A 25096-nucleotide genomic window follows, 5' to 3' on the forward strand; every position below is an offset into this window, starting at 1 on the left:
CGGCGGAGCCGTAGATCAAGAGTCGACGGCGCGAAACATCGATGAACAGAATGCGTTCGAGCTGTTGCACTTCGGCAACATGACTGCAACGATGACCTTCAATTCCAAGCCGTTCGGGTCACCGCGAGGAAACCGGCTACCGTCCTCACCGGTCCGATCCTGCCTCGCTGTGGCTCCGTTCCCCACGGCCCTGGAATCCGGCCGCCGGCCCACCGGCGGTGCGAGAAGCTGTGTGTGCCGGACCTCCGACCGGCACACACATTCCGCCCCGGCGGCCTGCAGCCGTCCGCACCGGCTGCCGGGGCCTCCATTCCAGTTTTCACACCTCGCTCAGCCGACGCGCACCCAGACGTCGTCGAGGGTGCCGTGGAACTGGTCGTTGTTGGCACCGACGCCCTTGCCTCCGACGGTGAACGGGTGGTCGGTATCGACGGACAACCCGGCCGGCACCGCGACGCTCGACTCGAGCCGGTCGTCGACGAGGATGGACAGGGTCGGCCCGGTGCGCCGGCATTCCAGTGAATGCCACTTGCCGTCGGAGACCGAGGTCCGGCTCCGCGCCACGTGGACGGTCGTGCCCACCACGTCGCCGATTCCGCAGCTGGGTTTGCCGGAGAGTCCGTCGACCTGGAGCTTGTACTGCCCGCCGCCCGTCGAATATCCCTTCTGGAGGATGTTCTCGCCGCGGCCCGTCTCCGCCGGGGAGAGCAGCACGCCGGCGCCGTACCGCAGCGGCCGCGTACCCGGGTTGAGGTCACTGGTCTCGCCGGCCTGGAGGATGAGCCGCGGGCAGGTCTCGCCGCCGCACTTGGCCGGGAAGTTCAATGCCTGCCCGTTGCCGTGCGCCACCAGCTTCACCGCACCGCCGTTACGGCTGACCGCGCGCAACAGGTGCCCGTGCCCGGAGCCGTCGTCGAACGTACCGTCGGCGATCGTGGTGTCGAAGTTGTAGGAGGCGACATCCCCGGGAGGAGAAGACGCCGCCGGCAAGGACGCCGCCGGCATAGACCCCGCCGCCGAAGACCCCGCCGCCGAAGCCAACGGCGACGGCAGGGACGGCGACGGCACCGGCGTGGACTCGACGAACGACGCCGGCGACGTCCCGGTGAACTCCGCGTACCGCTTGCGGGTCGCCCCGCCGACCACGGTGAAGTCCCCGACCGCGCTGACCGCGCCGAGTGGCTCGCTGGCCGCCAACTGCCGGGTTCCGGCGACGCCGTTGGCCTGCGGCGACCAGTCGAGCAGGTTGCCCTCGTGGTCCGCGGCAGCCAGTTTGCCCCGCACCACGGACCCGTCGGTGCAGATTCCCTTGACCCCGTTGTTCGTGGTGGTGCACGCCTTGTCGAAATGCCCTCCGACGTAGACGACCCCGTCCAGCAGTGTGATCGCCTGCGCGTCGCCGTCGAAGACCCGGGTCCAGCGGGTCTCCCCGGTCCGGGTGTACGACACCGCCCGTCCACCCTGCCCGCCCAGCGCCGCGAACACCCCGTCCGGGTGCGCGGCGAGCGCGAACACCTGCGACACCGGCTTGGCCCGGAACGCCCGATCCAGCGACCCCGTGGCCGGGTCGACCGCGCTGAGCCGCAGCGTCGTACTCACGTTGTTGGTCCGGTGGAACCGTCCGCCGACGTAGACCCGGTCGCCCGTCACGGCGAGCGCGTTGACCATGTCGTCGGTGGTCGGTGCCCATGCGTCGAGGGCACCGGTGGCGAGGGTGAACGCGGCGAGGTTACCGCGCGTCGCGCCGTCGACCGAGGTGATCCGGCCTCCGACGTAGAGGCGCCCGTTCCCGGCTGCCAGGGCGTTGGGCTGGCCGAGCACGGTGTGCTTGAGCGTGGTCAGCACGCCGCTGACCGCCCCGATCCCGGCGACGGCGTCGCGGCTCACGCCGTTGACGTTGTCGAAGTCGCCGGCGGCGTAGACGGTCTCGCCGTCGACGGCGAGCGCCCGGACGTTGGCGTCGGCGGCGGGCTTCCAGTCCAGCAGGGCACCGGTACGCGCGTTGAACGCGGCGAGCCGGGTCCGAGGCGTGCTCTTGCCGTTCACGACGGCGCTGGTGAAGTTGCCGCCGACGTACACGGTGTCGCCGCGGTAGGCGACCGCGTAGACGGAGCCGTTGAAGGACGGTGAGGTCACCGGTTCGGAGGAGACGATCTCGGCGAACGCGGTGCCACCGACCGCCACCAGCACGGTCGCCACCCCGACGGTCAGCAGCCGCCGCGAAATCTGCAACCGCTGGGCGATCTGCCCCCGCTGGAAGATCAACCCCCGCCGGACCACCGATTTACCTTTTTTCAGCTTATAGGCCACGTTGGGGGCTAACTCCCGACCCCGCCAAAGGTGTCGGACCGGACGTCCGGCGACCGACAGCGGTTATGCTCCGCGCGTACCGTCAATCGACGAAGGGGAATGTCGTGTCGCAACGTCGCCGCACCGCCGTGCCCACCGCGATGATCGCGGCCCTGACCGCGACCCTGACCGCAGCCGCGACCATGTCACTCAGCGCATGCGAGTTCGACGTCGCGCCCGGCTCGATATCGCCCGGTTCGATCCCGGTGCCGTTCAGCGTCGCTCCGGTGCCGTCGGCCTCGGTCGGCCAGCCGGCCTACGTCTGCACGGCCATCTACAAGATTCTCACCGACGGCGCGGTGCGGCTGGCCGGGCACATATCCAGCGACGGCAGCGCGACCGGCGGCGACCAGGACGAGCTGCGCGACACGTTCGCCGCCATGGCCGCGGACATCGAGAAAGCCGGCGCGACCAGCACCGATCCAGCACAACGCGAGAAGATCATGGCGCTCGCCACCTCACTGGATCAAGGCGCGAAGGCAGCGGATCCGCAGGCCTATCTGAGCGGCGAGTTCCCCACCATCGGGCAGGAACTGGACGGCACCTGCACGTAATCTCGGATCATGATCAACCAGAATGTGACCAAGAGGCCGGTTCGGATCGGGCTGCAACTGCAGCCGCAACACATGGATTACGCCACCATTCGCCGCGTCGCGTCGAAGGCCGAGGAGCTGGGCGCCGACATCCTCTTCAACTGGGATCATTTCTACCCGCTCTACGGCGAGAAGGACGGTCTGCACTTCGAGTGCTGGACCATGCTCGCCGCCTGGGCCGAATCGACCTCCCGCGTGGAGATCGGCGCCCTGGTCACCTGTAACAGCTACCGCAACCCGGAGCTGCTCGCCGACATGGCGCGAACCGTCGACCACATCAGCGACGGCCGTCTCATTCTGGGCATCGGCTCCGGCTGGTTCGAGCGCGACTACGCCGAATACGGCTACGAGTTCGGCACGGCAGGTGGCCGGCTGGACGACCTGGCCACCGCCCTCCCCCGCATCGAGTCCCGCTGGGGCAAGCTCAACCCGCCGCCGACCCGCAAGATCCCGGTCCTGATCGGTGGCGGCGGCGAGAAGAAGACGTTGCGCCTGGTCGCGAAGCACGCCGACATCTGGCACAGCTTCGCCGACGCCGACGTTCTGGAACACAAACTCGGCGTCCTGCACGGCCACTGCGAGACCGTCGGCCGCGACCCTGCCGAGATCGAGGTCTCCGTCGAGATCGGCGGCAGCACCGACCCGAAGGACGGCGACCGCTTCCGCGAGCTCGGCGCATCGCTCTTCACCGTCGGCGTCGGCGGCCCCGACCCCGACCTCGGCCCGCTCCGCGAATGGCTGGCCTGGCGCGACGCCACCAACGAGTAACAGGACGCCACCGACAAGCACCAACGGATAGAGCCGGAGTACGGCGGGCGCCACCACAACCCCATCACCGCGCCCGCCGCACAACCCGCCGCCGGTTGCGCCAGGCCCGTCTGTCCCGCTCATTTCATGGGTACGCCCAACCGCATGGGCACGCCCAACCGCATATGCACGCCCAACCGCTTATGCACGCCCCGTGCTAAACGACCAGGCTGAGCAGCATCACGCAGGCGAACCCGACCACCGAGATGATCGTCTCCATCACCGACCACGTCTTGATGGTCTGCCCCACGGTCATTCCGAAGTACTCCTTGACCAGCCAGAACCCCGCGTCGTTCACGTGCGAGAAGAACAGCGACCCGGATCCGATGGCCAGCGCCAGCAACGCCACGGTAGGCGAGTCCAGCGTGGTGGCCAGCGGCGCGACGATGCCCGCCGCCGTGATCGTGGCGACGGTGGCCGATCCGGTCGCGACCCGGATGCCGACCGCGACGAGCCACCCGAGCAGCAGCGCGTTGATGTTGGCGTCCTGCGCCGCGTCGGCGATCACGTTACCCACGCCGGCATCGACGAGGACCTGCTTGAACCCGCCACCGGCCGCGACGATGAGCAGGATGCCGGCGATCGGCGGCAGCGCCCCGCCGAGAACCGCCGAGGTCTCCTTGCGGTCGAATCCGGCGCGGTACCCGAGTGCCCACATCGCCACGAACACGCCGGCGAGCAGCGCCACGATCGGCTCACCGATGACCTCGAAGGCGGTGCGCACCGCGTCGCCCTCGGGCAGAACGACCTCCGCGATGCCCCGCGCCATCATCAGCGCGACCGGAAGCAGAATGGTCAGCACAGCCGCCCAGAAACCGGGGTTGCGCCGCCCGCGGACCTGCTCGTCGACGAGCTCACCGGGCTCACTCGGGTTGGACAGATCAGACCGGTCGACGAAGTCCTGCCCACCGGCCGGCCCGGAAGCGGGCCGATCCGCCCCAGAGTCGGAACGGTCGCCCGCCCGCTCTAGCAGCGCCGGCACCGGCAGCGGCACCCGCTTCGCGATGAAGTTCCCGAACACCGGGCCCGCGATGATCACCGTCGGGATCGCGCACACCAGGCCGAACATCAGGGTCAGGCCGAGATCCGCGTTCAAACTGGAGATCGCCACGAGCGGCCCCGGGTGCGGCGGCACGAGGCCGTGCAGCACCGACAGCCCGGCAAGAGCCGGGATACCGAGCCGCAACAACCCCACGTCGGTACGCCGAGCGACAAGCAGCACGATCGGCACCAGCAACACGACGCCGACCTCGAAGAACAGTGGCAGCCCGATCAGCGCGGCGACACCGGCCATCGCCCAGGGCAGCGCCGCACCGGACACGCCGTTGACGATCCGGTTCACGATGCCGTCAGCGCCACCGGACTCGGCCAGCATCGCGCCGATCATCGAGCCGAGCGCGATCAGCACGCCTACGCTGCCGACCGTGTTGCCGAGTCCGGTGGTGAAGGAGTCGATGGTGGCGCCGGGCGCGGCGCCCGCGACCAGCCCGAGCACCCCGGATCCGGTGATCAGGGCGAGAAACGGATGCCATTTCGCCCAGGCGATCAGCAGCACGACGACAGCGATGCCGAGCACCGCCGCGAGAACGAGCTGACCGGTACCTGCGTCGGTGATGGCTTCGGCAGCGAGCGGTGTCATGCAGCGCCGTTACCCCTGTGAAACACTTTTCAATCTCCCAGGAACGCGACAGCGAACTCTCAGCCCGCGAGCTGGGCCTTCACCCCTCGGGTCAGGTCGTCGCCGAGCACCTCGTGGTCGCCGCGCTCAACAGCGTCCAGCGCGAGTTTCGCGACGATGGCCGGGTCGACCTTCTGCTCCGGAGGCACGGACGCGGCCATGTCGGTGTCCATGTATCCGACGTGCAGCCCGGTGACACTGATCCCGCTCGGCGCCAGCTGGTCCCGCGTCGCGTTGGTCAGCGCCCAGGCTGCGGCCTTCGCCGCCGAGTACGCGCCGAACGGGCCGGGGTGGAACCACGACAGCACGGAGAGCACGTTGAGGAACGCGCCCCCGCCGTTGGCCTCGAGGACCGGCGCGAACGCGCGGGTGACCAGCAGCGTGCCGAAGTAGTTGGTCTCCATGTCGAGCCGTACCCCGTCGAGCTCGCCGCCGATGAGCGGCTGCCCGGCCGCGACACCGGCGTTGTTGACGACAAGGGTGGCGTCGGCGGCGACGGAAGCGGCCTGAGCAACGGACTCCGGGTCGGTGACGTCGAGCCGCAGCGGGATCGCGCCCGGCAGGTCGATGCTCTCCGGGTTGCGGGCGGCGGCGTAGACCTTGGCGCCACGTTCGAGCAGCTGGGCGGCGATGTGACGGCCGAATCCGCGGTTGGCTCCGGTGACGACGGCGACTGCGTTGGTGAGTTCCATGCGACTTAGATTACGAGTGTCATCTAAATACGGCAAGGTAATAGATGACACATCTCATCTATAGTTGCCGGCATGGGACGGGTATCGCAGGCACAGGCACGAGAAAACCGGGAACGCATCGTCGCGACCGCGGCACAACTGTTCCGCGAGCGGGGCATCGCCGGCGTGAGCGTCGCCGACGTGATGGCCGAGGCAGGCCTGACCCATGGTGGCTTCTACAAGCAGTTCGCCTCCAAGGACGCCCTGATGGCCGAGGCCGTGACCGAAGCCTTCGCCGAACAGGCAGCCGCCCTCCAGACGACCCAGACGACCCAGACGACCCAGACGACCCAGCCGCCACAGACGACCCAGACCACCCAGACGACCCAGGCCCAGCCCAATGAGTTCGGCGGCAGCGCTGACACCAGCAACATCGCGGCCCTCCTCGACGCCTACCTCTCCCCGGAGCACCGCGACCACCCCGGCGGCGGATGCCCGTCAGCGGGTTTCGGGGGCGACGTCGCGCGCTCCGGCGGCGGCCAGGAAACCCGGATGGCGTACGCGAAAGGCGTAGAAGCGTTCGCAACCCACCTGGGCCGGCCCGGCGAACCCGATCTGGCCACCTTGAGCACCATGGTCGGCGCCCTGATCCTGGCCCGCGCGACAGCCGGCACAGACCTGTCCGACCAGATCCTCGCGGCCGCCCGTGCCGCTCTCGGCGCGCCGCCCGCACCCGGTTGCGAGGGTGTGTCACGATCTTGGATGGCGATTCCCGGGGAGCGGAGTTCACGATGAAGAAGATCCTCGGCTGGATCCTGCTGTTCCTGCTGGTCTTCTGGATCGGCACGAACCCGGGCCCGGCCGCCGAGGTGGCTCGCAGCCTCGGCGACGGAGTGGCCCAGATCTTCCGCAACATCGGCACGTTCTTCGTCGAGCTGGCAAACGGCTGACCCCAGCCCGAGCCTGACGTGCGGATTCTCTGTGCTGGCCTGGCGACGGTCGACCTCATTCAGCGCGTGGAACGGCTGCCCGGCGTCGACGAGAAGGTCCAGTCAGACTCCGTCGAAATAGCCGCCGGCGGCCCGGCGACGAACGCCGCCGTCACCGCGGCCACGCTAGGCGCCCCATGCGGCATCGAGGTGGTCCTGGTCAGCGCGGTCGGCGCACACCCACTGGGCGACCTGATCCGCGCGGACCTGGCCGCGCACGGCGTGACACTGATCGACACGACTCCCACGAGCACCGACCCGCCGCCGGTCTCCGCCGTAACCGTCCTGTCCGGAACCGGCGAACGCACCATCGTCAGCCGCAACGCCGGAAACCGTGCCGCGGGCGTGCCCCAAGGAGCCGGCCCCGGAACAGCCCTCCCCGACGCCGACCTGACCCTGGTGGACGGCCACCACCCGATCCTGTCCACAGCCGCCGCCCGCACGGCACGCCGCCTGCTCGTGGACGCCGGCAGCTGGCGCCCGGTCTTCGCCGACATCCTCCCGCACGCCGAGGTGGTGGCCTGCTCAGCCGCGTTTCGTCACCCCAGCGCATCCCCTACAGACGGCGAAACGGACCGGGACGCAGCGCTCGCCGAGGCCGTCGGCGCACCGTCCGTAGTGGTAACCCACGGCGCCGCCCCGGTCCGCTGGTTCACCACGCACCCACCGGCGCACGGCGAGATCCTCGTACCACCGGTCCCGGCCGTGGACACCGCAGGAGCCGGCGACGCATTCCACGGCGCCCTGGCGGTGGCACTCGCCCAGAACCAGGATCTCCCAGCCGCCATCACCTACGCGATACGAGTGGCCGGCGTCCGCGTCACGCACGCCGGCCCCCGCACCTGGCTGTCGTTCCTGTAAAAAAAAACCCTCAGACCGTCCGAGCCAACCGATCAGCCAGCAACTTGGCGAACCGCGCCGGATCCTCCAGATCGCCGCCCTCAGCAAGCAGCGCGGTCCCGTACAGAAGCTCCGCGGTATCCGGCAGATTCGCGTCGTCCGCGCCGCGCTCATGCGCCGCCCGAAGCCCAGCGACCAGTGGATGGTTCGGGTTGAGCTCAAGGATCCGCTTGACCCGCGGCCCTTCCTGGCCCATCGCCCGGTACATCTTCTCCAGCGCCGGCGTGACATCGTTCGCGTCACTGACCAGGCACGCCGCCGACGTCGTCAGCCGGTGCGACAGACGAACCTCTTTCACCTGCTCGTCCAGCTTCTCCTTGAGGAAGCCGAGCAACGGGCCGAAGTCACCCTCGGGCTCCGGCTCCGGCTCGTCCTTCTTCAGGTCGACCGAGCCCCGCGCGATCGACCGCAGCTTCTTGCCGTCGAACTCGGGCACCGCGTCGACCCAGATCTCGTCGACCGGGTCGGTGAGGATCAGCACCTCGTAACCCTGCTCGCGGAACGCCTCCATGTGCGGTGAGTTCTCCACCTGGGAGCGGCTCTCACCGGTCAGGAAGTAGATCTCCTCCTGGCCTTCCTTCATCCGCTCCACGTAGGCGGCGAGCGTCGTCGGCTCGGTGCCAGTGGTCGTCAGGAACGAGGCGATCCCGAGGATCGGCTGGTGGTTGTCGGGCTCGCTGAGCAGGCCCTCCTTGACCGCCCGGCCGAACTCGCGCCAGAACGTCGCGTACTTCTCCGGGTCGCTGGTCATCAGATCCTTGATGGTGCTGAGGACCTTCTTGGTGAGCCGGCGCCGGATCATCTGGATGTGCCGGTCCTGCTGCAGGATCTCCCGGGAGATGTTCAGCGACAGGTCGGCCGCGTCCACCACGCCCTTGACGAAGCGCAGGTAGTCGGGGATCAGCTCCTTGCTGTCGTCCATGATGAAGACGCGCTTGACGTAGAGCTGCAGCCCACGCCGAGCCTCCCGCTGGAACAGGTCGAACGGCGCCCGCGCCGGGATGAAGAGCAGCGCCTCGTACTCGAACGTGCCCTCCGCCTTCATGTTGATGATCTCGAGCGGGTCGGTCCAGTCGTGGCTGATGTGCCGGTAGAACTGGTGGTACTCCTCGTCGGTGACCTCGCTGCGCGGCCGAGCCCACAGCGCCTTCATCGAGTTGAGCGTCTCCATCTCCGGCGTCTCAGCGCCCGCGTCCGACGAAGCCTCCGAGGAAGCCTCCGACGAGGCCTCCGAGGAAGCGTCCGGCGAAACAGCCGCGGCCATCCGGATCGGGAACGCGATGAAGTCGGAGTACCGCTTGACGATCTCCTTGATCTTCCAGACGTCGGCGTAGTCGTAAAGCGCGTCGTCCTCGTCCTTCGGCCGCAGCTGCAGCGTCACCGTCGTACCGACCGGAGCGCCCTCGGCATCGTCGATCGTGAACGTGCCCTCGCCCGCCGACTCCCAGCGCGTACCGTGGCCTTCGGTCCCGGCCTTGTGCGTGACCAGGGTGACCGTGTCCGCGACCATGAAGGTCGAGTAGAAACCGACGCCGAACTGGCCGATCAGCTCGGGGCTCTCCTTCGCCTCCTTGAGCTTGGCGAGCAGGTCCGCGGTTCCCGACTTGGCGATCGTGCCGATCAGGTCGACGACCTCCTCGCGGGTCATCCCGATGCCGTTGTCACGGATCGTCAGCGTCCGCTTCTCGGCGTCCACCTCGATCTCGATGTGCAGGTCGGAGGTGTCCGCTTCCAGGCCGTCCTGCAGCTTGGCGAGGCGAAGCTTGTCCAGCGCATCAGACGCATTGGAGATCAGCTCACGCAGGAAGATGTCCTTGTTCGAGTAGATCGAGTGGACCATCAGCTGCAACAGCTGGCGCGCCTCTGCTTGGAACTCCAACGTCTCCATCGTCACCCGTTTCCGTCATGTCCGGTGCTTCAAGCCTCGATCGTATGACGTCCCCTCTCCGGAGCCTCTCAGGAGGCTCGCTACAACCCACAGACAGATCACATTCATGTCGCAGCCAGGTGGTGGGTACCGACCGCTGCTCCCGCCGAGGGCCCCGGGTGGTGAGCTGGCCGCTACGCGTCCAAACCACTCCCCACCCAGGGCGACCTGCGTAAATGGTTGCGCCCAACCCCAAAAAACCGGGAGCCGGACTCAGACTTTGTCCGGCGATTCAGCCGGTTCGGGAGCCTTCTCGGCCGGCGTCTCGGCATCTTCCACGGGCGCCACGGCCGGCTCCGGCCTCGTGACACCGTTGAACAACAGGTTCAGCAGGAAGACGACGATGACCGTCGTGGTGATCGAGCTACCGAAGATGATCTGAAGCTCGTCCGGCATCTTGCCGTAGAAGTTCGGCGCGACGACCGGAACCATGCCGGCGCCGATCGAGATCGCGATGATCAGCAGGTTGTTGTTGCCCTCGAACTCGACCTTGCGCAGGCTCCGGATACCGACAGCGGTGACCGTGGCGAACATGACCAGCGCGGCAGCACCGATGACCGGACCGGGCACCGCCGCGATGATCTCGCCGAGCTTCGGGATCAGGCCGAGCAGGACCAGGATGATGCCGGCCGCGGTGACCACGTACCGGCTGCGCACCCGGGTCACCTGGACGAGGCCGACGTTCTGCGCGAACGCCGTGTCGAGGAACGAGTTGAAGACACCGGCGAGCACACCGGAAAGGCCGTCGGCGGCGAGACCGCGGGCGATGTCGTTCTCGGTGGGGTTCTTGCCGACCGCCTGCCCGACAGCGATCATGTCGGCCGTCGACTCGACGTAGATGATCAGCATGACGATGCACATCGAGATGATCGCGGCGGCCTGGAACTCGGGCGGGCCGAAATAGAACGGCTGGGCCAGACCGAACCAGCTGGCCTCGCCGACGCCGGCGAAGTCGACAAGCCCCATGAAGCTCGCCACGATCACGCCGAAGATCAGGCCGATCAGCACGCTCAGCGAGACCAGGAACCCGCGCGCGAACCGGTTGATCAGCACGATCATCAAAATGATGGCACCGGCCAGCGCCAGGTTGCCGAGGTCGCCGTAACCCGGCGCCTCCTCGTTGTTGCCGGCGATCAGGCCGGCTCCCGCGTCGATCAGCGAGAGACCGATGACGGTGATGACCGTGCCGGTGACGATCGGCGGGAACAGGTGGATGATCTTCGCGAACGGCTTGGCGATGAGCAGGCCGAAGACGCCGGAGACCAGAAACGCGCCGTAGATGGCCGGCATGCCGTACTTACCGCCGATGAGGATCATCGGGTTGAGCGCGGCGAAGGTGGCGCCGGCGACGACCGGCAGGCGCACGCCGAGAATCCTGCCGACTCCCAGGCTCTGCACGATCGTGATCAGACCGGCGACGAACAGGTCGGCGTTGACCAGAATCGCGATGGTGCTCGCGTCGAGCTTCAGGGCACCGCCGACGATCAGCGGGACGGCCACGCAGCCGGCGTACATGACGAGGACGTGCTGAAAGCCGAGCACTGCCAGGCGGCCGTACGGTAAACGCTGGTCGACCGGGTGCTGGGCTGGCGGGTGCGGAGTGGGGGTCGCGACCGCTTCGGACATCGGGAATCCTTCCACGTGGAAGTAAAGTCCCGCGATTCTCGGTCCGCTTTGTTTACAACGATCGATGCAGTGTTACCTGTCGATTAAGGCGCGAACGAGATGTTCAGCAGCCCGGCCCGAACGCCATCCCATTCTTAATGGAATATGCCGAAATATCACCCCGGACCCACTCGCGCAGCTCGCCGATCGTCGTCGGCTGCACCCCGGTGACCGCCTCGTACCCGACGATCGCCGTGTCCACGGTCCGGCAGGTCGCACGGTCCGCAACCACCTGCACGTCGCCCTTCAGTTTCTCCGGGTTGAACACAGCGTAAGAAACGCCGGAAATACTCACGGTAAGCGCTGCCGTCATCGCCATCTCCACTAAACGCACGTCAGCAGGCTAGCCACCATCACGGAGAGTGTCCAACCGTCCGTTCGGCCGAGATCATCAGCCTCCAGTGCCACGGAGAGTGATGATGCGCCGAGGCGAGTGAATCCACGTGAGCCTTTACCCGCACCGGCAGCCTCGGTACCTTGATTACTCGGAGCAACGGTCTAGTAACGCTGGAGGATCCCATGCGTCGTGCCGCTGTCGTTCTCACCCTCGTTCTGGCCGGCCTCTGGATCGCCGCGCCCGCGCAAGCGTTCGCGCACAACAGAGTGCACAGTCCAGCCCTACATGCCCTGCTCGACGGGCTGACCCTGCTGGTCGCCTCGGCGCCGGTGTGGACCGCCCTGCTCTGGACCGGCGGCCGCCGCTGGCTGCTGGCCGCGCTCATCGCCGTGGTGCAGGTGCCCGTCGCGATCATCGGGTTCGTGCCGATCGTCAACCCGTACCTTCATCTGACCCTGTTCGCCGTCGCCCTCGGCCTCACCGCCGTGAGCCTGCGGGTGGTCCGTAGCCAGGCACGGTCTACTGCCGTACCCGCACCCAGTCGCCGCTAGGCGACCGGACGGCCAGGTCGCCCGCCCGCGACCTGGCCGTCCGCTGCGTGTTTCCCGGTCTTCACAGGAAACACTCTGCGATTCGACCCGCGATGTGATGTCCATTTAACGTGGACGCAAGTGAGGATCACCACACTGTTTCCGTGGTGACCGAGACGATGATGCCGGTCAACGGCATTCAGGTGTGTATCGAGACGTTCGGCGAGGCTACCGATCCCCCGCTGCTGCTTCTGGCCGGGGACGCCAGTTCGATGGACTGGTGGGATGACGAGTTCTGCCGGCGCCTCGCAGCCGGCGACCGGTACGTGGTGCGTTACGACCACCGCGACACCGGGCGTTCCACGTGCTTCCCGATCGGGTCGCCCGGGTACTCCGGGCTCGACCTCATGAACGACGCCCTCGGCGTGCTCGACGTCCTCGGAGTGCCGGCCGCCCACCTGGTCGGGTTCTCCCTCGGCGGCGGCATCGCGCAGCGCATCGCGGTCGAACACCCGGACCGGGTGCTGAGCCTGACCCTGATGTCGACCAGCGCGGGCTCCGGCGACGCCGACCCATCACGCCCGGACACCGCTGCGGGTGCGGGTGGGGTTGCGGGCGGGACGGTCTCCGTTGTCACTCGAACGCTGCCGGCAGCCGACATCGACTGGTCGGACCGCAAAGCCGCGATCACCCATCTGATCGAGGAGATCCGCGACCGCGGCGGCCCGTTCACCGCTGCCGAACCGCACCTGCGCCGGCTCGCCGAACGCATTTTCGACCGCAGCGCCGACCTGGCAGCGGGCCGCCTCCATCACCGCTTGGCGGGCTACGGCCCCCCGGTCCGCGACCGCCTGGCAGAGATCGTGGCCCCCACGGTGATCCTGCACGGCACCCTGGACCAGCGATTCCCCGCTCAGCACCCGACCGAGCTCGCCGACACGATCCCCGGCGCCCGGCTGGTCTGGCTCGAAGGAGTCGGCCACGAACTCCCCCCAAGGGCTCTCTGGGACAACGTCCTCCGCGAAATCCTTCTGCCATAGGTGCCGCTCCGGGCGGCCTTCGGTCGTAGGCCGAAAGTTCTACATCGGTGCCGGCGGATACGACTCTGGTCCGATGCGCGGCGGTGCCGGTCAGCGGGATGCTGACGGGCAAAGCCGACGCAGGAGGAAACGATGACCACGGCCCCGCTCGCCCACGCCGACACCCTCGTCCTCGACTACCTCGCCGCGCTCTGGGCCGCCGGCGACGATCTCTCCCCCGAGGCCCGCGACGAGCTGATGAGCACGGTCACCGGCTACATCGCCCTGCGCCGCGACCTGGCCGACGACCCGGCCCGGGTGATCGTCCGGCTGGGGCCGCCGGAGCAGCTGGCCGACGCGGTCCGCCGCGGTGGCATGCCCACTCACCTGCGGCTGCCCGCACCCGGCCCGATGCCGCAGTCCCTCACCGCCCCGGCCAGACCCGCCGGCGGCGGCGCCGAGCACACGGCGATCGCGCTGCTGCTGGCCGGTGCCTTCGTGCTGCCCGTCGTCGGCCCCGGCGCCGGCATGCTGATCGCCACCGGCTCACCGAGCTGGTCCCCGGCACAGAAAGCCGCGGGCTGGGTCCTCACCACCGGCTCGGTGGCCGGCGCCCTGCTGACCGCCCTGGTGGTGGCCGGTTTCAGCAGCCAGCTGGGCCTGCTGGTGCTCTACCTGGGAGCCTGCGCGGGCTCGGTGATCGCAGGCCTGACCCTGCTGGCCGGCCTGAAACGCTACGGCGCCTGAAGCCGTAAGCGGGCTTCGACCGGGAGGTGGTCGCTGCCCGTCCGCGGCAACGTCCGGACCTCGGTCACGGTCATCCCGCCGGCCATCACATGATCGACCCGCGCCAGAGGCATCCGCGCCGGCCAGCTGAAGGCGAACCCGGACGCAGCGGTGCGCACCCGCGACAGGACAGGCGCGAGCACCCGGTCGTCAACGGTGCTGTTCAGATCGCCGAGCAGCAGCACCCGATCACGCGGTTCGGCGTCCAGAGCCGCGGTGAGCTTGCGGGCACTGTCGTCCCGCCGAGCCGAGTCCAGAGCGACGGGGTTGAGCCTCACCGGACTGAGGCCGACCGGATCAGGCCGTACGGAAGGAAGGTGGACAACGTAGACCGCGATCTCCCCGAACGGGGTCTCCGCAACCGCCCGCAGCCCCCGGTTCCAGTCCGAACCCAGCGAATCCGGGCGGATGTCGAGCAGCCGCGCCTCGACGAGCGGGTGCCGTGACCAGAGCGCGACCGTCCCACGCACGCCGAAGTACGGATATCCCGCACCGAACGCCGCCCGGTACGCGGGCAGCGCCTCCGGCGTGACCTCCTCAAGACCGATGAAGTCGGGGCGGGATTCCAGCAGGGTGCGGACAGTCCCGGCCGGGTCCGGGTTCTCGTCGCTGACGTTGTGCTGGACAGCCACCAGCTGGTGCGGGTGGTCCGGCGCGGGCAGAACCCGCTCACCGAAGACCCCGAACCAGACGACCAGCGGCAGGAGCGCCGTGATCAGAGCCCGCAGCGACCGGAACCAGGCGCGGGCCAGCAGAAAGGGGATCGTCAACCCCAGCCACGGAAGGAAGTTCTCCAGCAGCCCGGCGTTCGGCACCACCCGGTGAAAGAGAAGCAGGGCAGCGACGACGATCGGCACCGGGCCATGGTGCCAGGCACGCGCACCCCGCACGCCCACCCGACCCGCCCGCCCAGCCGACCCGCCCACCCGACCCGCCCGCCCGTCTGCCCAGCACGCCCACCCGACCCGCCCACCCTGCACGCCCGTCCAGCACGCCCGTCCAGCACGCCCGTCCAGCACGCTGCGTGGATGGCGCGACACCGAGCGTGGATGACCAGCGCTGAGCCGGGCACCAAGCAGGAAGTCCGAACGAGGAGCAGGATGGGCCGCATGCGCCTCGTATCTCTGTTGCCGTCCGCTACCGAGATCGTCTACGCCCTGGGGCTCGGGGAGGATCTGGTCGGTGTGACGTTCGAGTGTGACGAGCCGGCGGCGGCCCGGTCCACGAAGACCGTCGTCGTCGGTGGGCGCGACACGAAAGCCATGACTCCGGCCGAGATCGACGACTACGTACGAGCGCAGATGGCGGTCGGCGGGGACCTCTACACCCTGCACGCGGACGCGCTCGCCGGCCTGGCGCCGGACCTCATTCTCACGCAGGACCTGTGCCGGGTGTGCGCGCTGCCCTCCGGCCACGTCGATGACGCGCTGGCGCATCTGGGCTGCCGGGCCGACGTGTTGTCACTGGACCCGCACACCCTCGACGACGTGCTCGCCTCTTTCGCCGAGGTGGCGCGCGCGGTGGGCGTACCCGAGAAAGGGCGGGAGCTGACCGCCCGGCTGGAGGAACGCCTCGCGCGGGTGGCCGCGGCGGTCGAAGGCCGCCCGCGTCCGAAAGTGGCGGTGGTGGAGTGGGTGGATCCGCCGTTCGGGGCGGGGCACTGGGTGCCGGACCTGATCACGGCGGCGGGCGGTGAGCCGGTGGCGGGCCGTCCGGGGCAGCGATCGGTGCAGGTGACGTGGGCCGAATTGTCCGCGCCCGGGCCGGACGTTGTGCTGGTCACGCCGTGCGGGTACCACCTGGAGGGTGCCGTGCGACAGGCCGAGTCGGTGAAGCCGCACTTCCCCGGCGCGGCGATCTGGGCGATCGACGGTGACGGCCTGGTCGTCCGCCCGGGCCCGCGCCTGGTCGACGGGGTAGAGGCGATCGCCGCGATCCTGCACCCGGACGCGGTCCCGCAGGCCCCACCCGGCGCGATCCAGCGTGTCGCCTGAGCCGAACCACCACGAGCCGAACCCCGCAAGCCGCGCCACCGCGGGTCGGGCCAACGCGGGTCGGGCCACCGCGAGCCGCGCCACCGCGAGCCAGGCCACCGCGAGCCAGACCACCTCGGAATGGGACGTCGCGGGATGGGCGGTCGCCGACGCGGGATGGGCCGCCGTCGCCGACGCGGGATAAGCCGCCGGCTGCGGGTTCTACTGCGTGACGAGGGTGGCGGACCAGCGCTTGCGGGCCGTCTGGCGCACCCGCGACGCCTGGTAGAGCCAGCCGATGTCCCGGCCGAACGACCAGGTCAGCGACCCGAGCGCCACCACGAGCGCCGCGACCGCGAGCCAGCTCGGCAGCAGTCCGCTCACCACGACAGCCAGCATGATCCCCTGCTGCGCCGCGACGACCTTGCGGCCGAACCGGGGCGGGAGCGCGGCGTTCAGCCAGGGCAGCGCCCAGGACGCGGCGACGAAGGCGTACCGGAACGCGCCGATCGCGAGGGCCCACCAGCCGTGTTCGAGGGCCGCGGACACGCTCAGCACCAGGATCAGGAACGCGTCGACCTCCATGTCGAACCGTGCCCCGAACTCCGTGGTGGTTCCGGTCCGCCGGGCCACCTGCCCGTCCACACCGTCCATCGCCAGCGCGATCGCCGCGATGGTCACCAGCAGCATGGCGGAGACGTCGACACCCGACGCGGCCGAGAAGACCAGGGCGGTCACGCCACCGGTCAGGATCGCGCGTCCGAAAGTGATCAGGTTGGCCCAGCCGAGGGCCGGCAGCGCCGCCCGGTGCAGCAGGCCGCACAGAACCGCGCCGAACACGATGCCCGAAAGCCATCCCCAGCTGCTCAGCCCGGCGAAAATCGCGAGGGTGGCAAGGAGGAGGAGCTGGGCGGCGAAACCCGCCAGCGGAGCCCGGGAAGGACTCGTCGTGGTCGTGGCGGTACTGATGGTCACCATTCCTCCTGGACGTAGGGTTTAGCCGCTGTCCCCGATTGACACGCTCTCCGGGGTGGTTCGGTTCACGGGATGGCTGATCGTTTCTCGTGGAAGTGCCTGATCGTTCTCGTGGAGAGGTGGCCCCTTGTCGAAATCGGCTCGCGCCTTCTGGCTGGTTTGCCCTGGATCCGGGGAGATACGCGCCGAGGATGTGCCCGATCCCGATCCCGGTCCGGGTGAGGTGCTCGTGCGAACCCTCCACTCCGGTGTGAGCCGCGGCACCGAGACGCTGGTCTTCCAGGGCCGGGTGCCGGAGAGCCAGTGGGCGACGATGCGGGCGCCGTTCCAGGCGGGCGACTTCCCAGCACCGGTGAAGTACGGCTACCTCAACGTCGGCGTGGTCGAGGCCGGCGTCCCGGAACTCGTTGGCAAGATCGTCTTCTGCCTCTTCCCGCACCAGACCCGGTACGTGGTGCCGGCCACGAGCGTGACCGTGGTCCCGGACAGCGTGCCGGCGGACCGCGCGGTGCTGGCCGGAACCGTAGAGACCGCGGTGAACGCGGTCTGGGACGCGCACCCGCAGGTCGGTGACCGGATCACCGTGGTCGGCGGCGGCATGGTCGGCCTGTCGGTGGCGGCGGTCCTGGCCGGTTTCCCCGGCACGGACGTCCAGCTGGTCGACACCGACACCACCCGCGAGGCGACCGCGAAGTCCCTGAAGATCGGGTTCGCGACGCCGGCCGCGGCTGCCGAAGGCCGTGACCTGGTCATCCACGCGAGCGCGACCTCGGCCGGCCTGACCCGGTCCCTCGAACTGCTGCGCCCGGAGGGAACCGTGGTCGAGCTGAGCTGGCACGGCGACCGCCCGGTCAACGTCCCGCTCGGCGAGTTCTTCCACTCCCGCCGTCTGACGATCCGCAGCAGCCAGGTGGGCGCGATCCGGCCGGACCGGCACCGGACGTACGCCGACCGCCTCGAACTGGCCCTGAACCTGCTCCAGGACTCACGCTTCGAAACCCTGATCACCGGCCGGTCGAACTTCGACGACCTGCCGACGACCCTGCCCCGCCTGGCCGACGGCTCCCTGCCCGCCCTCTGCCAGGTGATCGACTACCCCAGCGGGAATTGATCTTTCTACGGTGGGTACCCGTAAAACTCAGAACCGAGCGACCCGAGGAGACATTCACTTGTTCAGCGTCACCGTCCGCGACCACATCATGATCGCGCACAGCTTTTCCGGCGAGGTCTTCGGACCGGCGCAGCGCCTGCACGGAGCCACCTTCGTGGTGGACGCGACGTTCCGCCGCCCCGAGCTGGACGACGACAACATCGTGGTGGACATCGGGCGTGCCAGCGAGCAGCTGCACACCATCTGTTCCGGTCTCAGCTACCGCAACCTCGACGACGACCCGGAGTTCACCGGCATCAACACCTCCACCGAGTTCCTGGCGAAGGTCATCGCCGACCGCCTGGCAGTCCGCGCCCACGCCGGCGAACTCGGCGCCGGCGCATCCGGCCTGACGGGCATCACGATCACCCTCCACGAGTCACACATCGCCTGGGCAAGCTACGAGCGCGAGCTGTGATTCTCCACGCGGTGCTGCCGGGTGGTATCGACGACCCGGCAGCCCCGAGTGGCGGCAACCGCTACGACCGCGAGGTACTCCGCCGCCTGTCGACAGTGCTCGCTCCACCACAACCCAACGCAGCGGCCCGCTGCGGCCCAGCCCGGCTCAACACGGCAACAGAACCCAACGCCGCGGCAGATCCGAGCGCGGCAACAGACCTCAGCGCGGCAACAGAACCCACGGCGACAGCAAAACCCAGCGCCGCAACAGACCTCCGCGCGGCAACAGAGCCCACGGCGACAGCAAAACTAAGCGCGGCGCCAGAACCCAGCACGGCAACAGAACCCAGCGCGGCAGCAAAACTAAGCGCCGCAGCAAAACTCAGCGAGGCAGCAGAGCCCACGGCGGCAACAGACCTCGGCGCGGCAGCGGAACTCAGCGCGGCGGCAAAGCCCACGGCGGCAAAGCCCCGCGCGGCGGGCCCCGCGCCCATCTCGGTGCGTGAATCCGCCGTCCCCGGCGACTGGCCCCGCCCCGAAGCCGCCGCCCGGCATGCCGTGGCCGAAATCCTCCGTGCCGTTCCCGACGGCGGGACCGTCCTGCTCGACGGTCTCGTGGCCTGCGGAATCCCGGAGATCCTCGAACCACACTCCGACCGCCTCCGCCTGGCGATCCTGGTGCACCTCCCCCTGTCCGACGAGACCGCGCTTTCTGCCGAGGAAGCCGCGACGCTGGCCGCCCTGGAGAGACGCTCCCTGCATCTGGCCTCGCTCGTGATCGCCACCAGCACCGAGGCAGCCCACCGCATCGAGCGAATGCACGACCTCCCCGATGTGCACGTGGCCCCACCCGGCGTCGACCCCTCCCCCCTTGCCGAGCCGTCTCCGGCCGGCGGACGTCTGCTCACCGTGGCGTCACTGACCCACCGCAAGGGGCAGGACGTCCTGGTAGCCGCCCTGAAGCAGCTCACGGACCTCGAATGGACTTGCACACTCGTCGGAGCAGGCCCGGCCGTCCCCGAGCTCATCCCCAACGTCCACCTGCCCGGCCCGCTGACCGGAGCGGCACTCGACGCCGCTTATGCCGAAGCCGACCTGTTCGTCCTCCCCTCCCGTGCCGAGACGTACGGCATGGTCGTCACAGAAGCCCTGGCCCGGGGCCTCCCGGTGCTAGCAACGGCCGTCGGCGGCGTCCCCGAGGCGCTCGGAACCGCCCCAGCACCCGGCCACCAACAGCCCGGCCAACCGAGCCCTGTCCACCCAGGACCAAGCCTCCTGATGCCCAGCCACCCAGCACCTGGCCATCCGGTGCCCAGCCACTCAGCACCAGACCATCTGGTGCCTGGCCTCCTGATCCCGCCGGATGACCCGGATGCCCTGGCCCGCGCCCTGCGTGACTGGCTGACCGACCCCGGCTTACGCGACCGCTGGCGCGCCGCCGCCCGCGCCCGCCGCGACACCCTCACCGGCTGGGACGAAACCGCCCAGCGTCTCGCCGCCATCCTCAGCGAGCCGGACACCGGTGAAGCCGATCGGCCCGTGCAGCACGCCGACCAGCCCTGAAAGCACCCCTTACAAGCAGGCCCGACGAGCGATCCCTGACGAACGCCTGATGAGCGATCCCTGAGGAATGGCCCGGCAAGCGAGCCCTGACGAGTGACCCGGCAAGCGAGCCCTGACGAATGGCCCGGCAAGCGAGCCCTGACAACGAGAAAGCTACCGAGCCCGGCATGACACCGGCCTAACAAGACCTGACACGCCCCGGTTAGGCCGCCTCCGGTAGACCTGACATGCGACATCAGCACGGCACCACGACGGACGGAGAAACCCATGACCGGAGAGTTCAGCCCCGACTGGCTCGCCCTGCGCGAGCCTGCCGACGCCGAGGCCCGCGATGCCGGCCTGCTGCGCGAGCTACCCGCCGGGATAAGGGTGATCCGTGACCTCGGCTGCGGCACCGGCTCGATGGGCCGTTGGCTGGCCCCCCGCCTGCCGATGCCCCAGCACTGGATCATGACGGACCGCGATCCGGCGCTGCTGACGCTCGCCGCCGACGGCATGCCACCCCAGGTCACGGTCAGCACCCATCTGCGCGACGTCACCGAGCTGACGCCGGCCGACCTGGACGGTGTCGACCTGGTCACCTGTTCGGCGCTGCTCGACGTTCTCACCGCCGCCGAGGTCGAGACCCTCGTCGCGACCTTGGCAGAGGCCCGGGTGAGCGCGCTGTTCACTCTCTCGGTGACCGGCGAGGTGCGGATGGCTCCCGAGGATCCACTGGACCGGGAGGTGGAGGCGGCGTTCAACGAGCATCAGCGGCGGGAGACCGGCGGCCGGCGGCTGCTCGGACCCGATGCGCCTGCGTTCGCGGCGGCCGCCTTTGAGAAAGCGGGTGCCCAGGTGGTGACCGGCGCGAGTCCCTGGCGGCTCGGGGCGGCCCGGTCCGCGCTGACCGCCGAGTGGCTGCGCGGCTGGACCTCAGCGGCCGCCGAGCAGCACTCCGCCCTGCCTGTCAGCCCCTATCTGGATCGCCGAATCGCGGCCGTTCCGAACATCTCGGTCGGGCATCAAGATGTTTTAGCGATCTTCATCTGAACCAGATCCTGTGAATCGGGCGTACTAGTCCTCGAGAGCAACGAGGGGACGAGAACGTGACGCGATCGATCTGGGCCTGGGCCCGCCTGTTGGGTGGGGCCGGCATTCTGGCTCTGGTGATGTGGCGGCTGGGCACCGGCGCGTTCCTGGACGGGCTGCGGGTGCTCGACGCAGGCGCCCTCGCCGTGGCGCTCGGCATCGGCGCGGCGACCACGGTGCTCAGCGCATGGCGCTGGTGCCTGGTCGCCCGGAGTCTCGGTTTGAAGCTCTCGCTGCGGGCCGCGACTGCCGACTACTACCAGGCGCTCTTCCTCAACGCGGCGCTGCCGGGTGGTGTGCTCGGCGACGTCGGGCGCGCCGTCCAGCACGGTCGTGAGGAGGGCGACGTGGGCCGGGGTGTCCGGGCCGTGGTGCTGGAGCGGACGGCGGGACAGTTTGTTCTGCTGTTCGTCGGAGCGCTCGTGCTTCTCCTCGTACCCTCGCCGGTTTTGACTCTGCTGAAGGAGCACGCTGCCGCGACCGCCGCGGTGAGCGCGGGGGTTCTCCTGGCCGGCGGCCTTGCGCTCTTCGGGCTGCGGCGCCTGTCGGCGAAGAAGTCTCACGACTCGGCGAAGAAGGGCCGCGCGGCGAAGGCCGCCCGCACCGGGATCTCCGAGATCCGGGTGGGGCTGCTCTCTCGTCGCAACGGTCCCGGCGTGCTGTTCGCGTCGGCTGCGGTGCTCGCCGGGCACCTCGCGACGTTCGTGATCGCGGCGCGCGCCGCCGGAAGTGCGGCCTCGCTGCTGCAGCTCGCGCCGCTGCTGCTGCTCGCGCTGATCGCGATGGGGCTGCCGGTCAACGTCGGCGGTTGGGGGCCGCGTGAGGGCGTGATGGCCTGGGCGTTCGGCGCGGCCGGCCTGAGTGCGGCGCAGGGCCTGACGATCGCGGTCGCCTACGGCATCCTGGCCTTCGTGGCTGCGGCCCCCGGCGCGGCCATCGTGGTGGTCCGGCTGCTGGCGCGCCGCACGGCACAGCCGGTGGTCACTGCTCCGCAGACCACTTCGGTACGCCACACCGTCCCGGTTCCGCGAACCGTCTCGGCACGTCACACCGCACCCACTTCGCAGACTTCGGTACGCCTGACCGCCCCGGCTCTGCAGACCGCTTCGGCCAGCTCCATCGCCTCGGCTCTGCAGATCGCTTCGGCCCACCTCATCGCCCCGGCTCTGCAGACCGCCTCGGCCCACCTCATCGCGCCGGTTTCGCCGGCACCAGTGATGGCCGCCCGTCCGATCATCGTCCCGGCGCCGATCCCGGTTCGCTCCCTGTCAGCGGTCGTCCGCCCGGCTGCTCTTCTGCCCGCGGATCTTGTCCCCGCCGATCTCGTCCCCGCCAACCTTGGGCACGCCGATCTCGTCGCCGCTGACCTTGGGTCCGCCGATCTTGTGCCCGTTGGCGCCCTGTCGGCTGCTGCGGCTCTGCCTGCGAATACACGGCAGGGTCGTCGCCGGTCCCTGGTTAGGCAGCCCGCATACTCCGGCGGTGTCGCCGCTTGATCCACCCGTCAATGTCCGTTTCACCGCTGCCCGCACAGCCGGAACCCGCACGGCCGGAACCCGCACAGTCAAAGCCTGCACGGCCGGGATTCGGATCGCCGATGCGCGGTCGATGGGGCTTCGTGCGATCACGGTTTGATCGATCCGAGTTCGTGCGATCGCGGCTTGCGCGATCCGAGAACGCGCGATCGGGGATCCCCGTGCCGGGACCCGCACGGTCAGGACCCGCGCAGCGCGAGTCCGTGCAGCCCGGACCCGCGCAGCGTGGGTCAGCGCAGCGTGGGTCAGCGCAGCCTGGGTCAGCGCAGCCCGGACCCGTGCAGCCTGGGCCAGCGCAATCCGGGCCAGCGCAATCCGGGTCACCGCAATCCGGGCCAGCGCAATCCGAGTCAGCGCAGCGTGGGTCAGCGCAGCCCGGGTCGGCGCAACGTCGGGCTGGGCTCGGCTGGGCCGCCTCATCGGGGACCGCTCGGGTGGGCTCTGGCTCGTCCGGGGCCGTCACTTGGCGGCGGCCCCTTGCTTCAGGGTTTGTCGAAGCGGTCGGAGAGGGCGTAGCGGAGCAGGACCACGTCGCCGATCTGGCGGACCTCGGCGAGGCCTGCTCGGTTGGCGGGGCCCCAGGGGAAGGCGCCGTCGTGGACGAAGCGCGGGGCTCGTGCGTCGCCGACGAAGAACGGGGCGATCACCAGCTGGAGCTCGTCGGCGAGGCCCGCGGTGAGGAACTGGGTGTGCATCCGGCCGCCGCCCTCGACCATGAGCCGGCGGATCCCGCGCTCGCCGAGGTCGTCCGCGACGCGGCGCACGTCCACCGGGTCGCCACCGTCCACAACGGTGATCAGCGACCCGCCAGCACCGGCAGTGGCGTCAACACCGACAGTGGCAGTGGCAGTGGCAGTGGCACCAGCCGCGGCCGCAGCACCTGCAGCCCTTGCCTCGCCGGACACCACGTCAGCACGAGAGGCCGGGGCGGTGGCGTTCAGCAGGGTGCGGGCCTCGTTCACCGCCGGGGTCGCGCAGTAGACCAGTTTTTCCGCGTCGCCCGCGGTGAAGAACGAGGCCTGCGGGTCGAGGTGGCAGGTGCTGGTTACGGTGACCTTGACCGGGTTCGGGTGCTCGCCACGGGCTACCCGGGCGGCCCGGCGTTCTGCCGAGCGCACCAGCAGCCGCGGGTTGTCCTGGCGGATCGTCGAGGCGCCGACCAGGATCGCGTCGCAGCCGGCGCGGACCTCGTCGACCCGGTCGAAGTCGGCGTCGTTCGACAGCATCAGCCGCTCGGCGGAGGCGTCGTCCAGATAGCCGTCGATCGACATGCCACAGCTCAGCAGGATGTACGGACGCTCTACCACCATTGCCACCCCGGATCGGAAGATGTTCCCCACGATAATCCGCTGCATGACGTGGCCGATCTCCGGGCAACGTAGAGACCCCGGCATCGATGGAACTGAGCAGGACGGCACGGCGGGAACCAACGAGGAGGACTGATGTTCGAAGCCCCGGCAGCTCTGGCGAAGGCGACCATCCGGCGGCAGGTGAGCGTGCCGTTGCGCTTCCCCGACGGCTACGCCACCAGCGCACGGGTGATGACCTTCGACGGGCTGGCCGACGGGAAGGAGCATCTCGCGCTCGGCCTGGGTGACTGGCAACGGGCCCTGACCAAGTCGGCGGCCGGCGGCCGGGCCCCGCTGGTACGCCCGCACAGCGAGTGCCTCACCGGCGACGTCTTCGGCAGCCAGCGCTGCGACTGCGGCCCGCAGCTGCGGGAGGCCGTCGAGCGGATCGCCGAGCAGGGCGGGTTCCTGCTCTACCTGCGGCAGGAGGGCCGTGGCATCGGGCTGTACGCGAAGCTGGACGCCTACGCACTGCAGGACGACGGCCTCGACACCTACCAGGCGAACGTGGCTCTGGGCCGCGGTGAGGACGAGCGGGACTACACCGCCGCCGCGCAGATGCTGCTCGCGCTCGGTGTGGACCGGCTCCGGCTGCTCAGCAACAACCCGGACAAGGCGACGCAGCTCGAAGGCCTGGGTATCGACGTGACGCAGCGGATCCCGACCGGGGTGCACCTGTCCGCCGCGAACGTGCGGTACCTCAGCGTCAAGGCGTCACACACCGCCCACACGATCGAGCTCCCACTGGCCGAGTGACGACCAGAACAAGAGTGACGACCAGAACAAGAGTGACGACCAGAACAGGAATGACAGCCAGAACCGGAGCGACA

24 protein-coding genes and 1 pseudogene are annotated in these 25096 nt (G+C 69.4%); 16 read left to right on the forward strand and 9 right to left on the reverse strand.

Annotated elements, in window-relative coordinates; all coding sequences use genetic code 11:
* Positions 1-330: 330 nt before the first annotated feature.
* Entirely contained in the window at positions 331-2280 is a 1950-nt protein-coding gene (locus B0I29_RS32435; protein ID WP_245972901.1) for a LamG domain-containing protein, read from the reverse strand.
* A gap of 134 nt (positions 2281-2414) precedes the next feature.
* Between B0I29_RS32435 and B0I29_RS32440 the strand changes: the two genes are divergently transcribed.
* Positions 2415-2903: a hypothetical protein gene (locus tag B0I29_RS32440; RefSeq protein ID WP_245972902.1), complete on the forward strand. Its 489-nt coding sequence runs from the start codon at positions 2415-2417 to the stop codon at positions 2901-2903.
* Positions 2904-2912: 9 nt separating this feature from the next.
* Positions 2913-3710 (forward strand): LLM class F420-dependent oxidoreductase, encoded by a 798-nt coding sequence (locus tag B0I29_RS32445; RefSeq protein ID WP_181558079.1) that lies wholly within the window; start codon positions 2913-2915, stop codon positions 3708-3710.
* A 196-nt stretch (positions 3711-3906) separates the two neighbouring features.
* On the opposite strand, the gene B0I29_RS32450 is transcribed toward B0I29_RS32445, so the two are convergent.
* Entirely contained in the window at positions 3907-5388 is a 1482-nt protein-coding gene (locus tag B0I29_RS32450) for a GntP family permease (RefSeq protein WP_111652946.1), read from the reverse strand.
* A gap of 59 nt (positions 5389-5447) precedes the next feature.
* On the reverse strand, positions 5448-6119 hold the full coding sequence (locus tag B0I29_RS32455) for an SDR family oxidoreductase (RefSeq protein WP_111652947.1): 672 nt from the start codon (positions 6117-6119) through the stop codon (positions 5448-5450).
* A 72-nt stretch (positions 6120-6191) separates the two neighbouring features.
* Between B0I29_RS32455 and B0I29_RS32460 the strand changes: the two genes are divergently transcribed.
* Genes B0I29_RS32460 through B0I29_RS32465 form a run of 3 tightly spaced genes read left to right on the forward strand, consistent with a single transcriptional unit; the run spans position 6192 to position 7948 of the window.
* Positions 6192-6893 (forward strand): TetR/AcrR family transcriptional regulator, encoded by a 702-nt coding sequence (locus B0I29_RS32460; protein ID WP_111652948.1) that lies wholly within the window; start codon positions 6192-6194, stop codon positions 6891-6893.
* Positions 6890-7048, forward strand: coding sequence for a hypothetical protein (locus B0I29_RS46020; RefSeq protein ID WP_181558080.1), 159 nt, complete (start codon positions 6890-6892; stop codon positions 7046-7048). The genes B0I29_RS32460 and B0I29_RS46020 overlap by 4 nt, the downstream gene beginning before the upstream one ends.
* 18 nt (positions 7049-7066) lie before the next feature.
* Entirely contained in the window at positions 7067-7948 is an 882-nt protein-coding gene (locus B0I29_RS32465; RefSeq protein WP_111652949.1) for a PfkB family carbohydrate kinase, read from the forward strand.
* Positions 7949-7958: 10 nt separating this feature from the next.
* On the opposite strand, the gene htpG is transcribed toward B0I29_RS32465, so the two are convergent.
* From htpG to B0I29_RS32480, 3 genes are all read right to left on the reverse strand, one after another.
* Positions 7959-9881, reverse strand: coding sequence for a molecular chaperone HtpG (gene htpG, locus B0I29_RS32470; protein ID WP_111652950.1), 1923 nt, complete (start codon positions 9879-9881; stop codon positions 7959-7961).
* Between the two features lie 246 nt (positions 9882-10127).
* Positions 10128-11540 carry a nucleobase:cation symporter-2 family protein gene (locus B0I29_RS32475; protein WP_111652951.1) on the reverse strand — a complete coding sequence of 471 codons (1413 nt, stop codon included), beginning with the start codon at positions 11538-11540 and terminating at the stop codon, positions 10128-10130.
* A 103-nt stretch (positions 11541-11643) separates the two neighbouring features.
* Positions 11644-11913 (reverse strand): hypothetical protein, encoded by a 270-nt coding sequence (locus B0I29_RS32480; RefSeq protein WP_111652952.1) that lies wholly within the window; start codon positions 11911-11913, stop codon positions 11644-11646.
* A gap of 185 nt (positions 11914-12098) precedes the next feature.
* Between B0I29_RS32480 and B0I29_RS32485 the strand changes: the two genes are divergently transcribed.
* From B0I29_RS32485 to B0I29_RS32495, 3 genes are all read left to right on the forward strand, one after another.
* Positions 12099-12467 carry a hypothetical protein gene (locus B0I29_RS32485; protein ID WP_111652953.1) on the forward strand — a complete coding sequence of 123 codons (369 nt, stop codon included), beginning with the start codon at positions 12099-12101 and terminating at the stop codon, positions 12465-12467.
* 143 nt (positions 12468-12610) lie between these two features.
* The gene (locus B0I29_RS32490; protein ID WP_111652954.1) at positions 12611-13486 is read left to right on the forward strand and encodes an alpha/beta fold hydrolase; all 876 of its coding nucleotides are present in this window, start codon (positions 12611-12613) and stop codon (positions 13484-13486) included.
* 132 nt (positions 13487-13618) lie between these two features.
* Positions 13619-14212: an HAAS signaling domain-containing protein gene (locus B0I29_RS32495; protein ID WP_111652955.1), complete on the forward strand. Its 594-nt coding sequence runs from the start codon at positions 13619-13621 to the stop codon at positions 14210-14212.
* On the opposite strand, the gene B0I29_RS32500 is transcribed toward B0I29_RS32495, so the two are convergent.
* Positions 14200-15108 carry an endonuclease/exonuclease/phosphatase family protein gene (locus B0I29_RS32500; RefSeq protein WP_111652956.1) on the reverse strand — a complete coding sequence of 303 codons (909 nt, stop codon included), beginning with the start codon at positions 15106-15108 and terminating at the stop codon, positions 14200-14202. The two genes, B0I29_RS32495 and B0I29_RS32500, sit on opposite strands and share 13 nt — an antisense overlap.
* A 252-nt stretch (positions 15109-15360) precedes the next feature.
* Between B0I29_RS32500 and B0I29_RS32505 the strand changes: the two genes are divergently transcribed.
* Both B0I29_RS32505 and B0I29_RS32510 read left to right on the forward strand, forming a co-directional pair.
* Positions 15361-16245, forward strand: coding sequence for an ABC transporter substrate-binding protein (locus B0I29_RS32505; RefSeq protein ID WP_111652957.1), 885 nt, complete (start codon positions 15361-15363; stop codon positions 16243-16245).
* Entirely contained in the window at positions 16235-16429 is a 195-nt protein-coding gene (locus tag B0I29_RS32510) for a hypothetical protein (RefSeq protein WP_111652958.1), read from the forward strand. Before B0I29_RS32505 ends, B0I29_RS32510 begins: the two co-directional genes overlap by 11 nt.
* A gap of 17 nt (positions 16430-16446) precedes the next feature.
* On the opposite strand, the gene B0I29_RS32515 is transcribed toward B0I29_RS32510, so the two are convergent.
* Positions 16447-17199, reverse strand: a complete 753-nt coding sequence (locus tag B0I29_RS32515) for a CDP-alcohol phosphatidyltransferase family protein (RefSeq protein WP_111653118.1) — start codon at positions 17197-17199, stop codon at positions 16447-16449.
* A gap of 127 nt (positions 17200-17326) precedes the next feature.
* Between B0I29_RS32515 and B0I29_RS32520 the strand changes: the two genes are divergently transcribed.
* The 5 genes and pseudogenes from B0I29_RS32520 to B0I29_RS47050 all read left to right on the forward strand — a co-directional run.
* Entirely contained in the window at positions 17327-18310 is a 984-nt protein-coding gene (locus B0I29_RS32520) for a zinc-dependent alcohol dehydrogenase (RefSeq protein WP_111652959.1), read from the forward strand.
* Between the two features lie 58 nt (positions 18311-18368).
* Positions 18369-18767 carry a 6-pyruvoyl trahydropterin synthase family protein gene (locus B0I29_RS32525; RefSeq protein ID WP_111652960.1) on the forward strand — a complete coding sequence of 133 codons (399 nt, stop codon included), beginning with the start codon at positions 18369-18371 and terminating at the stop codon, positions 18765-18767.
* 479 nt (positions 18768-19246) lie between these two features.
* Entirely contained in the window at positions 19247-20311 is a 1065-nt protein-coding gene (locus B0I29_RS32530) for a glycosyltransferase family 4 protein (RefSeq protein WP_245972942.1), read from the forward strand.
* 267 nt (positions 20312-20578) lie between these two features.
* Positions 20579-21343, forward strand: coding sequence for a class I SAM-dependent methyltransferase (locus tag B0I29_RS32535; protein ID WP_111652961.1), 765 nt, complete (start codon positions 20579-20581; stop codon positions 21341-21343).
* A gap of 119 nt (positions 21344-21462) precedes the next feature.
* Positions 21463-22332: pseudogene (locus B0I29_RS47050) on the forward strand (lysylphosphatidylglycerol synthase transmembrane domain-containing protein); the annotation flags it as partial.
* 1067 nt (positions 22333-23399) lie between these two features.
* Here the strand turns inward: B0I29_RS47050 and B0I29_RS32545 are convergent.
* Complete coding sequence (locus tag B0I29_RS32545) at positions 23400-24224, reverse strand: RibD family protein (protein ID WP_245972943.1); 825 nt, start codon at positions 24222-24224, stop codon at positions 23400-23402.
* A gap of 135 nt (positions 24225-24359) precedes the next feature.
* On the opposite strand from B0I29_RS32545, the gene B0I29_RS32550 reads away from it, so the two are divergent.
* The gene (locus B0I29_RS32550) at positions 24360-25022 is read left to right on the forward strand and encodes a GTP cyclohydrolase II (protein ID WP_111652963.1); all 663 of its coding nucleotides are present in this window, start codon (positions 24360-24362) and stop codon (positions 25020-25022) included.
* Positions 25023-25096: the final 74 nt, after the last annotated feature.

It is taken from the genome of Actinoplanes lutulentus (assembly GCF_003259845.1).
Taxonomy (GTDB): Bacteria; Actinomycetota; Actinomycetes; order Mycobacteriales; family Micromonosporaceae; genus Actinoplanes; species Actinoplanes lutulentus.